Source organism: Brevibacterium sp. H602 (assembly GCF_051172395.1).
Taxonomy (GTDB): Bacteria; Actinomycetota; Actinomycetes; order Actinomycetales; family Brevibacteriaceae; genus Brevibacterium.
Window position 1 is genome coordinate 54,947 of record NZ_JBPIZD010000013.1, and the last position, 12,549, is coordinate 67,495.

Annotated in this window: 11 protein-coding genes; 9 read left to right on the forward strand and 2 right to left on the reverse strand. The window is 62.4% G+C overall.

Annotated features, from left to right (window positions below):
- Positions 1 to 107 precede the first annotated feature (107 nt).
- The 4 genes from ACSBQT_RS11390 to ACSBQT_RS11405 all read left to right on the forward strand — a co-directional run bounded on the left by ACSBQT_RS11390 (position 108) and on the right by ACSBQT_RS11405 (position 4,386).
- The gene (locus ACSBQT_RS11390; RefSeq protein WP_410710409.1) at positions 108 to 953 is read left to right on the forward strand and encodes a transporter substrate-binding domain-containing protein; all 846 of its coding nucleotides are present in this window, start codon (positions 108 to 110) and stop codon (positions 951 to 953) included.
- A gap of 302 nt (positions 954 to 1,255) precedes the next feature.
- On the forward strand, positions 1,256 to 2,638 hold the full coding sequence (locus ACSBQT_RS11395; RefSeq protein ID WP_410710410.1) for an MFS transporter: 1,383 nt from the start codon (positions 1,256 to 1,258) through the stop codon (positions 2,636 to 2,638).
- Between the two features lie 131 nt (positions 2,639 to 2,769).
- Positions 2,770 to 4,185 (forward strand): nuclease-related domain-containing DEAD/DEAH box helicase, encoded by a 1,416-nt coding sequence (locus tag ACSBQT_RS11400; RefSeq protein WP_410710411.1) that lies wholly within the window; start codon positions 2,770 to 2,772, stop codon positions 4,183 to 4,185.
- A gap of 33 nt (positions 4,186 to 4,218) precedes the next feature.
- Positions 4,219 to 4,386, forward strand: a complete 168-nt coding sequence (locus ACSBQT_RS11405; protein ID WP_410710412.1) for an ATP-binding domain-containing protein — start codon at positions 4,219 to 4,221, stop codon at positions 4,384 to 4,386.
- 42 nt (positions 4,387 to 4,428) lie between these two features.
- On the opposite strand, the gene ACSBQT_RS11410 is transcribed toward ACSBQT_RS11405, so the two are convergent.
- Positions 4,429 to 5,067: a TetR/AcrR family transcriptional regulator gene (locus ACSBQT_RS11410; protein WP_410710413.1), complete on the reverse strand. Its 639-nt coding sequence runs from the start codon at positions 5,065 to 5,067 to the stop codon at positions 4,429 to 4,431.
- Positions 5,068 to 5,297: 230 nt separating this feature from the next.
- On the opposite strand from ACSBQT_RS11410, the gene ACSBQT_RS11415 reads away from it, so the two are divergent.
- Positions 5,298 to 6,464 (forward strand): acyl-CoA dehydrogenase family protein, encoded by a 1,167-nt coding sequence (locus ACSBQT_RS11415; RefSeq protein WP_410710414.1) that lies wholly within the window; start codon positions 5,298 to 5,300, stop codon positions 6,462 to 6,464.
- A 12-nt stretch (positions 6,465 to 6,476) separates the two neighbouring features.
- Here ACSBQT_RS11415 and ACSBQT_RS11420 read toward each other — a convergent pair whose 3' ends face one another.
- On the reverse strand, positions 6,477 to 7,448 hold the full coding sequence (locus ACSBQT_RS11420) for an NADPH:quinone oxidoreductase family protein (protein ID WP_410710415.1): 972 nt from the start codon (positions 7,446 to 7,448) through the stop codon (positions 6,477 to 6,479).
- A 176-nt stretch (positions 7,449 to 7,624) separates the two neighbouring features.
- Between ACSBQT_RS11420 and ACSBQT_RS11425 the strand changes: the two genes are divergently transcribed.
- The 4 genes from ACSBQT_RS11425 (at position 7,625) to ACSBQT_RS11440 (ending at position 12,531) form a co-directional block, all read left to right on the forward strand.
- The gene (locus tag ACSBQT_RS11425) at positions 7,625 to 8,647 is read left to right on the forward strand and encodes a phosphotransferase family protein (protein ID WP_139907412.1); all 1,023 of its coding nucleotides are present in this window, start codon (positions 7,625 to 7,627) and stop codon (positions 8,645 to 8,647) included.
- On the forward strand, positions 8,644 to 9,438 hold the full coding sequence (locus ACSBQT_RS11430; protein ID WP_410710416.1) for an SDR family oxidoreductase: 795 nt from the start codon (positions 8,644 to 8,646) through the stop codon (positions 9,436 to 9,438). Before ACSBQT_RS11425 ends, ACSBQT_RS11430 begins: the two co-directional genes overlap by 4 nt.
- A gap of 83 nt (positions 9,439 to 9,521) precedes the next feature.
- Entirely contained in the window at positions 9,522 to 10,727 is a 1,206-nt protein-coding gene (locus ACSBQT_RS11435; protein ID WP_410710417.1) for an acyl-CoA dehydrogenase family protein, read from the forward strand.
- An 85-nt stretch (positions 10,728 to 10,812) separates the two neighbouring features.
- On the forward strand, positions 10,813 to 12,531 hold the full coding sequence (locus ACSBQT_RS11440) for a class I adenylate-forming enzyme family protein (RefSeq protein WP_410710418.1): 1,719 nt from the start codon (positions 10,813 to 10,815) through the stop codon (positions 12,529 to 12,531).
- Positions 12,532 to 12,549: the final 18 nt, after the last annotated feature.

Here is a 12,549-nt window from a genome sequence, read left to right on the forward strand (position 1 = left end):
TCCTGACCGCAGATAGACTAACCCGTCTCCCCGATGCATCGGGCTAGACTTTACTCAGACATGAACCGCCGAACCGGCATGCCAGCCACATCTAGGACATCGAAGTCATGCATTTCACAAGTAAGTTCGCTCCCACCATCGCTGGATTCTGTGCGGTCGCACTTGCTCTTGCCGGGTGTACATCAACTGGCGCATCCGATCAGAACGCAGCCGAAGATTCGACGCCGGCAGAGTCGCAGGGGTCTTTTCCGACATTGAACCGAATCGAATCGTCGGGAGTCGTGAAGATCTGTACTACCGGGGACTACCGTCCTTTCACCTATTTCGACCCGAAGGCGAAGGAATGGTCGGGCATTGACGTCGACATGGGTCGCACTTTCGCCGACGACCTCGACGCGAAACCAGAATTCGTCAAAATCGGCTGGGACGAATTCCCATCTAAGATTCGAAAAGGCGCGTGCGACATAGGCATGGGAGGGCTCTCTATCACCACAGAGCGGGCCGCACAACTGTATATGTCGGATCCGACCGCGCAGGACGGTAAGACTCCCATCACCCAGTGTGGGAAGGTGGACAAGTACGACTCGATTGACAAGATCAACGATGACGATGTTGAAGTCATCACGCCAAAAGGTGGCACCAACGAAGAGTTCGCCGCGGAGCACTTTCCCGAGGCCAAGGTCATCAAATGGGACGACAACAATACGATCTTCGACCAGATCATCAAAGGCGAGGCCGATGTCATGGTGACCGACGCACCAGAGACCAAGTGGGTAGCCCATGAAGAACCGGAACTCTGCGCCGTCAACCCGGACAAACCCTTGAACTTCAACGAACAGGGCTATGCAATACGTTCAGGCGACGACCAGATGCTTGAATACCTCAACACTTGGCTGCGTATCACCCAGCATGACGGCACCTATGCCGGGGCCGAAAAGAAATGGTTCGGATAGCTCGAAAGAGAAGACTACTCTTTTCGCTTGCACAGACAAATTCGGTCATTGATTAAGTTTTCTGTCAACCCGATTGCCATAACGATAACTTCACTGTTCCCTGTGAAGAAGATTTGCCGCTCCGATATTGACGACGCAGAGCGTCCTTCCAGGTCAGATACGCCAAAACCGAATATTCTCCTAATGACACGCCGATGATTTGACAGGATTCTTCGATTGAGAAGCTGAGCACTGGCTCGTAACGTGGCTTCGGTTCGAATGAAGGATCACTTCGACTGTGGTCCACATGACTGGAGGAATTCATGAGTATTCCCTATACCTCAGGATCCGCATCACCTGCTTCCCCGCCCGAACCTGATCTCAAGACGGTCCGCAAGGCCGTCGCCGCCTCCGCCCTGGGCAATGCGACGGAGTGGTTCGACTACGGTCTCTACGCCGTTTCAGTGACCTATCTCGCTCAGCACTTCTTCCCCGGCGAGCATGCTCAGCTGATGGCGCTGCTGACGTTCGCCGTGTCCTTCATCTTCCGCCCACTCGGCGGGATCATCTGGGGCCCGATGGGCGATCGCCTCGGCCGCAAACGCGTATTGGCGCTGACGATTCTGCTCATGGCCGGTTCCACATTCTGCATCGCGCTGCTGCCGTCCTACGCCACGATCGGCGTCGCCGCACCCATCATCCTCGTTCTGCTCCGCGTCATCCAAGGCTTCTCCTCAGGCGGTGAGTATGGTGGTGCCGCCACCTTCATGGCCGAATACGCCCCGGACAACCGGCGCGGATTCTTCGGCAGCTTCCTCGAATTCGGCACTCTGGCCGGAATGGCCGCCGGTTCGCTCTTCGTCCTCCTTCTGCAGCTCGGACTCGGCGAACAGACGATGACGGACTGGGCATGGCGGATTCCGTTCGTCTTCGCCGGTGTGCTCGGCGTCGTCGGCCTGTACCTGCGCTCACAGCTCGACGAATCCCCTGTCTATGAAGAGCTGGACAACAGCGATCAAGGCAAGTCCGTCAAGGAGGTCTTCGCGACCCTGTTCGCGAACTACAAGAAGCAGCTCCTCGTCCTCGGCGGCATGGTCGTCGCGGTCAACGTGGTCAACTACACGCTGCTGTCCTACATGCCCACCTACCTGCAGAACCCAGTCGGCATGAGCGCGAACGCCTCACTGACCGTGATGTTCCTCGCCCAGGCATTCATGATGATCCTCATCCCGTTCGGCGGAATGCTTTCGGACAAGGTCGGGCGCAAGCCCGTCTGGTACTTCTCGCTCATCAGCCTCTTCGTCGCGGCGATTCCGATGTTCATGCTCATGGCCAATGGCTTCGTGTGGGCACTCGTCGGACTGGCCGTCCTCGGTGTCCTCTACATCCCGCAGATCTCGACCATCTCGGCGACGTTCCCGGCGATGTTCCCCGGACCTGTGCGCTTCGCAGGCTTCGCTATCTCTTACAACGTCTCCACTGCACTGTTCGGTGGCACCGCCCCCTCGATCAGCGATGGACTCATCGGCGCGACGGGAAACACCATCATTCCCGCCTACCTCGTCATGGCTGCATGCGCGATCGGTTTGATTGCCACGATCTTCATGAAGGAGACGAACGGTGCCTCGCTGCGCGGCTGCGGCCTCCCCGAGACCGGCGCGGACGTCATCCTCGACGAATCGGAGCTCGTCGACGACGCGAAATGACCGTCCGGACCCCTCGTGACCGCATCTGAGTGACGCGTCACCTACGGCAGAGCAGACCGGCGGCACTACAGCGGAACTTCCGTTGCAGTGTCGCCGGTCTTCTGCGACTGAGTCTGGGTTAATCTCGTGTCATGGTCACGTTGATTCCCGAACAGCCAGATTTCAATGGATCTACGGCCGAGGAGCTCGTGTGGAATGCTCTGTGCCGGCAGCTGCCCGATGCAGCGGCGATCATCCATGGTCAACGACTGACCGGCGATGACAAGGATGTCGAGATCGATTTCCTCATCCTGTGGCCGGGCGCCGGCATCGCCGTCGTCGAGGTCAAAGGCGGACGCGTCGACGTCGTCGACGGCGCTTGGTTCACCTCCGGCGCCCAGGGAAAGCGAAACCGACTGCCCACCTCTCCCCTCGAGCAGGCGATGATCGCCAAGCACACCCTCGTGGACTATCTGCGCCCGCGGCTCTCCCGCCTCCCCGGACCGATCAGCCACCTTGCGGTCCTCCCCTACACGGAACTGCCGAGCGACTGGGACCAGCCGGACGCGCCGAGGCGTCAGCTCGTCGACGGCACCGAGATCGGTTCCCTGGCATCGAAGATCGCCACTCAGCTGCGCTTCGACTTCGACCCCGAACGCCACGACCCCACGGCCGGCCACGAGTTCGTGCTGAAGAACCTCCGCAGGACCAACCAGGCGGTGGAGAATCTCAAGCTCAGAGCCTCCGAAATCTCTGACCGAGCCGATGCCCTCAGCCGTGAGCAGGCGAAGCTCATCCGCATCCTCCGCCACCAGAATCGTGCCGAGATCAGCGGCGGTGCAGGATCGGGCAAGACCTATCTGGCCCTGCTCAAGGCCAGAGCGCTGACGCAGGAGGGGAAGAAGGTCGCCCTCATGTGCTATTCCCGCGGGCTCGGCCGCTTCCTCCAGCTCTTCACCGCACAATGGCCCGAAGTCGACCGGCCCGCGTTCGTTGGGCTCTTCCACGACCTGCCCATCAGCTGGGGTGCGCCCACCGGCAGCGACGACGACTCGGAGTACTGGGAACAGCGACTGCCCACGATGCTCAAGGAACTCGCCGACGAGCGTCCGCGCAAGAGCCTCTTCGACGCCATCGTCATCGACGAAGGCCAGGACTTCAGCCTGCTGTGGTGGGAAGCCGTCCAATCCTGCCTGCGCAATCAGCTTGCCGACACCCTCTACGTCTTCACCGATGAGCGCCAACGGATCTTCGACCGTCACGGCGCATCACCGATCACGATGAACCCCATCCAGCTCGACGAGAATCTGCGCAACTCATCCCAGATCGTCGCCGGAATCGCCGACCTCGCGTTGGAACCGCCGATCGCACGCAACGGACCCGGCGACGAAATCGAGTGGATCGACGTCGGCCTCGAGGATGCCGTAGCCGAAGCGGATGGGCAGGTCGAAGCACTCATGGATGCCGGGTGGAACGCCGGCCAGGTCGCGCTGCTGACCACCGGATCCAGGCATCCGGAGCAGAAGAACATCGTGGAGAGCGAAGGGATCGCAGCCTACTGGGATTAGTTCTTCGCTGAAGAGGACGTCTTCTACGGGCATGTGCTCGGATTCAAAGGACTCGAAAGGCCCGCCGTGGTGCTCAGCCTCAACGGGTTCAGAGACCCCCAGCGGGCCATCGACATGCTCTACGTCGGTATGTCGAGAGCGACGACGAAGCTCATCGTCGTCGGCGACCTGACCATCTTCGACGAGATCTACGACAACTGATCGCTCAGCTTCTCACCGGCTCTCGTCGGTGGGTCTGCGATCTCAGTCCGGTGCCGCACCCAAGAGCAGGGTTCGCGCGGTCCGCTGCCAGGTGGTGAGCATCGGCTCCCGGTGTGGGTCACGTCGGGAGAAGGTGTAGGTCACGGCCATTCCGCGCATGCTCGCGAAGATCATCGTGAAGACCTCATCGAACTCCGGGTTCCGCGTGACCGCCGATCCGAAGAGCTCACGGGCATTGTCCCTGACGCGGTCGAGGACGATCTTCTCGTGCTCACGGACGTTTCCGGCCAGTTCATCGTCGGTGCGCGAAGCCGTCCACAGTTCGAGGGCAGAGAAGAAGCTGCCGTGCATCAGCCCCGTCCACAGGGTCCGAATCGCCCAATCGCTTCTGGCGTCGGCGGCGTCGGGTCGTTCCGTTTCCAGTATCCGACCGAATTCGTCGTCCTGGTCCTCCAGCCGTAGGCTGAGTCTCTGTTCGCCGAGGCGGCTGACTGCAGCCGTGAGCAGATCCTGCTTTGAGGGAAAGTGGTGGAGCAGACGCCCCCTAGTCACCCCCGCGATCGATTGGACTCTCACCGTCGTCGTCGCCGCATATCCTTCGCGCAGCAGGCATTCGATCGTGGCATCGAGGATGAGGTCGCGTGAGCGCGCAGTGCGTTCGGCCTGGTTGCCGGCATCCATCGCATCCCCTTCTGCCGTGTTCCGTTCTGGAGCTGTTCGACACCGCAGAACTGCGGTCGAAACGGGCTGCTTCCGACTATCTCACAGATCCAGTCTGTATTGACTGTTTTTCAGGCGGATGCCAGACTGAACGCACGCTCAGTGACCGGGCACACATCATCGCCTCGGCCCGAAGACCGGCCTGTCTGCCCGCCCAGCGACAACCACTGCTTGAGAAGAGGACGCAATCGATGAAGAGGAATCTGTACAACGAGGATCACGAGGCATTCCGAGGATCGGTCGCTGCGTTCCTCGACCGCGAAGTCGTCCCCCACTTCGAGGATTGGGAGGAGAACCACCTCGTCGATCGGGAAATGTGGCGCAAGGCAGCGCAGTCGGGCATCATCGGCCTGGCCATCCCCGAGGAGTTCGGCGGTGGCGGCGTCTCCGACTTCCGGTTCGAGATGGTGCGAGCCGAAGAGATCGCCCGCCGTGGCGTCGGTGCGGCCACGAGCGGCTGGGGCGTCTCAGACGGAATCGTCCCCGGCTATCTCATGGAGTTGGGCACTCGGGCGCAGAAACAGAAGTATCTGACTGGACTGACCTCGGGCGCGATGATCGGGGCGATCGCCATGACCGAACCGGATGCCGGTTCGGATCTGCAGGGCATCACCACGAAGGCTGTCCGCGACGGCGACGATTGGATCATCAACGGCGCCAAGACCTTCATCACCAACGGCATCCACTGTGATTTCGTCATCGTCGTCGCCCGCACTAACCCGGAGGCGAAGGCGTCTCAAGGCACTTCGCTGTTCATCGTCGAGGCAGGCACACCTGGGTTCGAGAAGGGCCGCAAACTGAAAAAGCTCGGCCTGGACGCCCAGGACACTGCCGAACTCTCGTTCACCGATGTCCGGGTGCCGGCCGATGCCCTCCTCGGCGAACTCGATCAGGGGTTCATCCACCTCATGGTCAACCTCCCCACCGAACGCCTCCTCATCGGATCGGGAACCCTGGCATCGGCGCGGGCAGCGCTGGCATGGACGGCCGAGTACGTCTTCGACCGCCCCGCTTTCGGTCAGACCATCGGCGACTTCCAGAACACCCGTTTCGAACTCGCCGAGCTCGAAACCCGAGTAGACGCCCTGGAGGCGTTCGTCGACCGCTGTGCCCTGGCTCTCAACGAAGGCGAACTCACTGCGGTCGACGCCGCCAAGGCGAAGTACTTGGGCTCGGACCTCGAGATCGAGGTCGTCAATCGCTGCCTGCAGCTCTTCGGCGGCTACGGCTACATGCTCGAGTTCCCCATCGCTCGCGCCTACAAGGACAACCGCATCCAGGCGATCTTCGGCGGAGCGAATGAAGTGATGAAGGAACTCATCGGACGCGATATCGCCAAGCGCCACCGCAAGAGGTGATGACGCCTGCGGCTACTCTCCCGCGACTTCGAGGAGGACCTTGCCCATCACGGCACGGCCGTCGAGTTCCCTGATCGCCGAGGAGGCCTCGGCGAGCGGGTAGTTCGCGTGGATGCGCGGGTTGAGGTCACCTGTGGCAACGTGCCCGAGGACGGCGTCCCACTGCTCGTGAATGAAGTTCGGGTGACCCCAGGCCGCCGCGCCCCAAGCGACGCCGTCGACAGAGATGTTCTTCAGCAACAGGCGATTGACCTTGATCGAGGGGATTTCACCGGCAGTGAAGCCGAGAACGAGAAGCCGACCGAACGGAGCGAGCACTCGTGTCGAATCGGTGAATCGGTCGCCGCCGACGGGGTCGAAGACGAAATCGACGCCGCCCGGACAGATCTCCTTCGCCGCGTCCTTGAAGCCGTCGGCGAGGACGACATGCGTGGCGCCGATCTCGCGAACCGCTTCAGCCTTCGCCTGGGTCGAGACGACGGCGATGACTTCGAGGCCCATCGCCAGACCCAGCTGCACTGCGGCCGAACCGAGACCGCCTGCGGCTCCGTGGACGAGGAGGCTCTGGCCAGGCTGGGCATTCGCGCGCACCCGCAGTGCGAAGTCAGCGGTGAGCACGTTCATCGGCATGCCTGCGGCATCGGCCAAGGAAACCGAATCCGGGACCTTCACGGTGGCCTCGTCACCGGCGACGAGGTATTCGGCGAAGGTACCCTTTCCGGTGATCGCAGCAACGCGGTCCCCGACGGAGTAGCGGGAGTCCGGACCCACCTCGGCGACGACGCCGGAGGCCTCGGAACCCAGAGTGAAGGGCAGGTCGTGCTTGACCTGGTACATTCCGCGAGTCTGCAGGACTTCGGGGAACGTCACGCCGGCATATGCGACCTTGATGAGCACCTGGCCCGGCCCCGGCGACGGGCGCTCCACATCGAGATGCTCCACATCAGCGGGGCCGGTCAGAGCGGTGACGCGAATGGCTTTCATAGTTTCCTCGCTATCGTTGTGACGCACACGGAACACTCGAGCTCCGGTGTCGGCGGTCTTCTCACCTCTATCACACCGAGCGGCTATGACCGTGATCACTTTCACGGCTTGACTCCCCCGCTCGGGATGAATACTGTGAACTCTACTGAACGACTGTTCACTCGGGAAGGTCAAGGATGACACAATCACCGGCAGGGTTCGATGCGGACAGCATCGGCAGATGGATCGAGCGGAGATTCGGGATCAGCGATTTCGACGTCGAAGTTATGTCGGTCGGTCGGTCGAATCTGACGTTCACCATCCTCGTCGACGGCAACCCACGCTGGGTCCTGCGCCGCCCTCCCCTGGGCCACGAGGGCGGCAGCGCTCACAATGTCGCCCGCGAGGGCCGGATCATGGCAGCGCTCAATGACAGTGACGTTCCGGTGCCGACCGTCCTCGACATCGTCGACGACCCCGAGGTCCTCGATGTGCCCTTCGTGTTCATGGATCACTGCCCGGGATTCCCGATCAACACTCCCACCGAGTGGGAGTCCATCCCACCTGAGAACCGCCGCGACTGTGCATTCGGCATGGTCGACGCGCTGGCGGCGATCCATTCCGTCGACGTCGATGCTGTCGGATTGTCCGATCTGCGTCGACCCGGCGGACTCATCGACCGGCAGCTGCGTCGTTGGATCGGGCAGGTCGAGAAGATCGCGATGCGCGAGACTCCGACAATCCACGAAGTCCACGATGTCCTCCGCGAGGCCATGCCCGACCCTGCGGGCTCGCCCGTGGGAATTGCACACGGGGACTTCAAACCGAACAATATGATCTTCGCGCCGTCGGGGTCGGTCAACGCCGTCGTCGACTGGGAGCTGACAGCCATCGGCGAGGTGCTCACCGACCTCGGCTATTTCGTCGCCATGCTCACGGTGCCCGAACAGTACACCAGCATCTGGGTGCCCCGAGCCGACGACGGTTTCCCCACCACAGACGAACTCATCGACCGCTATCAGGAAGTCAGCGGGCACGAAGTCCACGATGTCAGCTACTACTCGGCGTTCGCGATGTGGAAACTGGCCTGCATCCGTGAAGGCGTCTACACACGACTGGCGACAGGCAAGATGGGCGACCTCGATCTCGACCCGGAAGAGGCCGGAGCCGGGGTCGAAGACCTCGCTCGCCAAGCCCTCGACCTGTTGGAGAGATCATGACCTCATCCCTGGTCGGCAAGCGTGCGGTCGTCACCGGGGCCGCCGGTGGAATCGGCGCCGCTTTGGCCGCCGAGCTCATCGAACGCGGTGCGTCAGTCGTTCTCGCGGACCTCTCCCCCACGGTCGGCGACACCGCCGCCGTACTCGGCACCTCGGCATTCGCGTGGACAGGCGACGTGTCATCGGTCGAAGGAATCGGTGCGCTCATCGAATCTGCCGACGACAGCCTCGGCGGGATCGATCTTTACTTCGCCAATGCCGGAATCATCGGTCCGGCGATGCTCGGAGAATCCGACGCCGACTGGGACACGATCATCGACGTCAACACGCGCGCCCATGTCCGCGCCGCGCAGGCACTCGTCCCCCGTTGGCAAGAGGCCGGTTCCGGGTATTTCGTCGCCACCGCCTCGGCGGCAGGGCTGCTCACGCAGATCGGCTCGGCCGCATATTCGGTGACCAAGCATGCGTCAGTCGGATTCGCGGAATGGTTGGCCATGACCTATCGCGACGACGGAATCCGCGCCTCGGTGGTCTGCCCGATGGGAGTGAACACGAATCTGCTCGACGACGCCGGATCCGCCGGCGGCGCCGCCCAGAGGGCCGTGACCTCAGCCGGGACCGTCCTGGAGCCCGCCGAGGTGGCCGCCATCGTCCTCGACGCCGTCGAGAACGAGCAGTTCCTCATCCTGCCGCACCCCGAAGTGCTCGAGATGTACCGGATGAAAGGCAGCGACTACGACCGCTGGCTGCGCGGAATGTCCCGATACCAATCCCGACTCAGCGAACAGTGACACCGAGCCCCACCAACGAGTGAGACTCGCCCGAGACCAGACCTCACAGCAGTGTGAGACCCACCGAGAAGCAAGGAGCCCACGTGTTGGAAATCAGCGAACGCGGACGCGAGTATCAGGAGCGTCTGAACGCCTTCATGGACGAATTCGTCTACCCGGCCGAGCCGGTCTACGCCGAGCAGATGGCCGCGGCGGCCAGCCCCCACACACAGCCGCAGATCCTCGAAGACCTCAAAGCCGAAGCGAAGAAGCAGGGCCTGTGGAACCTCTTCCACCCGCACCCGGAATGGGGACCCGGGCTGACGAACCTCGAATACGCTCCATTGGCCGAGATCACCGGACGCAGCCTGGAGATCGCCCCGGAAGCGATCAACTGCAATGCGCCGGACACCGGCAATATGGAGGTCTTCACGGTCTTCGGCACCGATGACCACAAGGAGAAGTACCTGCGGCCCCTGCTCGAGGGTGAGATCGCTTCGGCCTTCGCCATGACCGAGCCGGCCGTGGCCAGCTCCGATGCGACGAACGTCGAGATGAGCATGGAGCGCACCGACGACGGATTCGTGCTCAACGGCCGCAAGTGGTTTGCGTCGAACGCGATGCACCCGAACTGCCGGGTGCTCATCGTCATGGGCAAGACCGATCCCACCGCCGAGGTGCACCGTCAGCAGTCGATGCTCGTCGTGCCGATCAATGCCGCCGGAGTCACCGTGGTGCGCAACCTGCCCGTATACGGCTACGCCGACCGGGAGGGCCATGCCGAGATCGTCTTCGAGAACGTGCTCGTGCCGTTCAAGGACATTCTCAAGGGCGAGGGCGAAGGCTTCGCCATCAGTCAGGCGCGCCTGGGTCCGGGCCGGATCCACCACTGCATGCGTGCCATCGGAGCCGCCGAGCGGGCGCTCGAACTCATGGTCAAGCGCGCAGAATCCCGCGTGACTTTCGGTGAGAAGCTGTCGAACCGGGCGAACATCCAGGACTGGATCGCCGAGTCCCGGATCGAAATCGATCAGGCTCGCCTGCTGACCCTGCACGCCGCGGACATGATGGACAAGTACGGCAACAAGGTGGCGAAGAACGAGATCGCTGAGATCAAGGTCGTCGCACCGACGATGGCGCTGAAGGTCATCGATCGGGCGGTTCAGGTCCACGGCGGCGGCGGAGTCACCGAGGACTTCCCACTGGCCCGGATGTGGGCGCATATGCGCACCCTGCGTCTGGCCGATGGACCGGATGAAGTGCACAAGCGCTCTATCGCCCGCAATGAGATCAGGAAATACCGCGCTTGAGGTCGACTCTTCCGCGATACAGTGAGACCCCACCGCGCCCGCAGCAGAGTGCACGGGCCTGGCACAGCCTGCGAAAGGATGTTCAATGACGAACAATTGGTTTGAGGAGCGCCCATGGATCACCACTTTGGGCGATCTCGCTCAGGAGCCCTATGTCCTGCGGGATTCCACGCCCTTGGCCGATCTGGCTGACACGGTCGACGCCCGTGGCGACGAGGAAGGCATCAACTACTACGGATTCACCCTGACCTGGGCGGAGTTCGACCGCTGGTCGACGGCTTTCGCTGCCTTCCTCTCGGCCCACGGGATCAAGCCCGGCGACCGTGTCGGCATCTATGACCAGAACACCCCCGCGTTCGTGATCTCCACCTATGGGATCTGGAAGGCCGGAGGCACCGTCGTCCCCCTCAACCCCATGTACCGCGGCGAGCTCGATCACATCTTCGCCGATTCCGAGGTCAAGGGACTCATCGTCTCTCAGGCCGCCTATCTCGACCGGGTCAAGGACTATACGGCGGACCTGCCACTGGTTGTGCTCAGTGATGACCGGAGCTTCCAGGCGGATGGCCCTGATGCGATCTATGCGATGTTCGACAAGCTTCCGCGGTTCGAGGAGCTGCCGCCCGCCGAGGGACGTTTCGCGTTCGCAGAGGCGGTGGAGGGCTACCTCGATACCGATTTCACCCCGCACTCCCCTGCTCCGTCGGACCTCGGTCTCATCGCCTACACGTCAGGCACCTCGGGACGGTCGAAGGGAGCGGCGGCGACTCATGCGAATATCTCGAGCAACTCGCGTTACTGCCTGCGCAACCCGATCCTGGGTCCCGGCGACGGCTACGTCTCACTGGCTCCCTTGTTCCACATCACTGGATTCATCTGCCAGTTCCTTGCGGCTGTGGCCGGTGGTGCCCGGCTCATCCTCAACTATCGTTTCGAACCTGGTTCGCTCATCGCTCTGTGTGATCGGGAGAAGCCTGCGTACATGGCTGGCCCGGCCACGATATATACGGCGATGATGGCGCACCCCGACTTCAGCGCCGAGAAGTTCGCATCTTTCAAGTCCCTCATGTCCGGCGGTGCACCGCTGCCCGAAGGACTGGTCAACAAGTTCGAAGAGCGTGCCGAGATCTATGTCGGTCAGGGCTACGGCCTGTCGGAGACCTGCGCTCAGGTCGCCACCGTGCCGCATGGATTCCAAGCCCCGGTCGACCCGGACAGCGGGAACCTCGCCTGCGGTCTTCCGCAGCCGGATGTGATGATCCGCATCCTCGATGACGACGGTCAGCCCGTGGGCCCCGGGGAGGTCGGAGAGGTTGCGATCTCCGGACCGCAAGTGGTCTCCAGTTACCTCAACAACCCGCAGGCCACCGCAGAGCAGATCCCCAACGGCGAGCTGCACACGGGCGATGTCGGGTTTATGAATGAAGACGGGTGGCTGTTCATCGTCGACCGGAAGAAGGACATGATCAATGCCTCCGGCTTCAAAGTCTGGCCGCGGGAAGTCGAGGATGTGCTCTACATGCACCCTGCCATCCAAGAGGCAGCTGTCGTGGGCATCCCCGATGACTACCGCGGCGAGGATGTGTCGGCGTTCGTCACCCTGCAGCCCGGCGCCGAGGCGACCGCTGAGGAGATCATGTCATTCTGCCGGCAGAAGCTCGCTTCCTATAAGGCTCCGCACCAGGTGACGTTCATCGATCAGCTGCCGAAGACGAGTTCGGGCAAGATCCTGCGGCGGACCATCCGCGCCGATGCCGTCGAAGCCGCCCAGGCAACCAAAGCGGCAGCGGGGTCTGCCGACTGAGGCTGAGGTCGGGGCTGA

Excerpts from the sequence above, each read along its gene's own strand:
- ACSBQT_RS11390 (WP_410710409.1), top strand. The coding sequence starts at position 108 with ATGCATTTCACAAGTAAGTTCGCTCCCACCATCGCTGGATTCTGTGCG.
- ACSBQT_RS11395 (WP_410710410.1), top strand. The coding sequence starts at position 1,256 with ATGAGTATTCCCTATACCTCAGGATCCGCATCACCTGCTTCCCCGCCC.
- ACSBQT_RS11400 (WP_410710411.1), top strand. The coding sequence starts at position 2,770 with ATGGTCACGTTGATTCCCGAACAGCCAGATTTCAATGGATCTACGGCC.
- ACSBQT_RS11410 (WP_410710413.1), bottom strand. The coding sequence starts at position 5,067 with ATGGATGCCGGCAACCAGGCCGAACGCACTGCGCGCTCACGCGACCTC.
- ACSBQT_RS11415 (WP_410710414.1), top strand. The coding sequence starts at position 5,298 with ATGAAGAGGAATCTGTACAACGAGGATCACGAGGCATTCCGAGGATCG.
- ACSBQT_RS11420 (WP_410710415.1), bottom strand. The coding sequence starts at position 7,448 with ATGAAAGCCATTCGCGTCACCGCTCTGACCGGCCCCGCTGATGTGGAG.
- ACSBQT_RS11425 (WP_139907412.1), top strand. The coding sequence starts at position 7,625 with ATGACACAATCACCGGCAGGGTTCGATGCGGACAGCATCGGCAGATGG.
- ACSBQT_RS11430 (WP_410710416.1), top strand. The coding sequence starts at position 8,644 with ATGACCTCATCCCTGGTCGGCAAGCGTGCGGTCGTCACCGGGGCCGCC.
- ACSBQT_RS11440 (WP_410710418.1), top strand. The coding sequence starts at position 10,813 with ATGACGAACAATTGGTTTGAGGAGCGCCCATGGATCACCACTTTGGGC.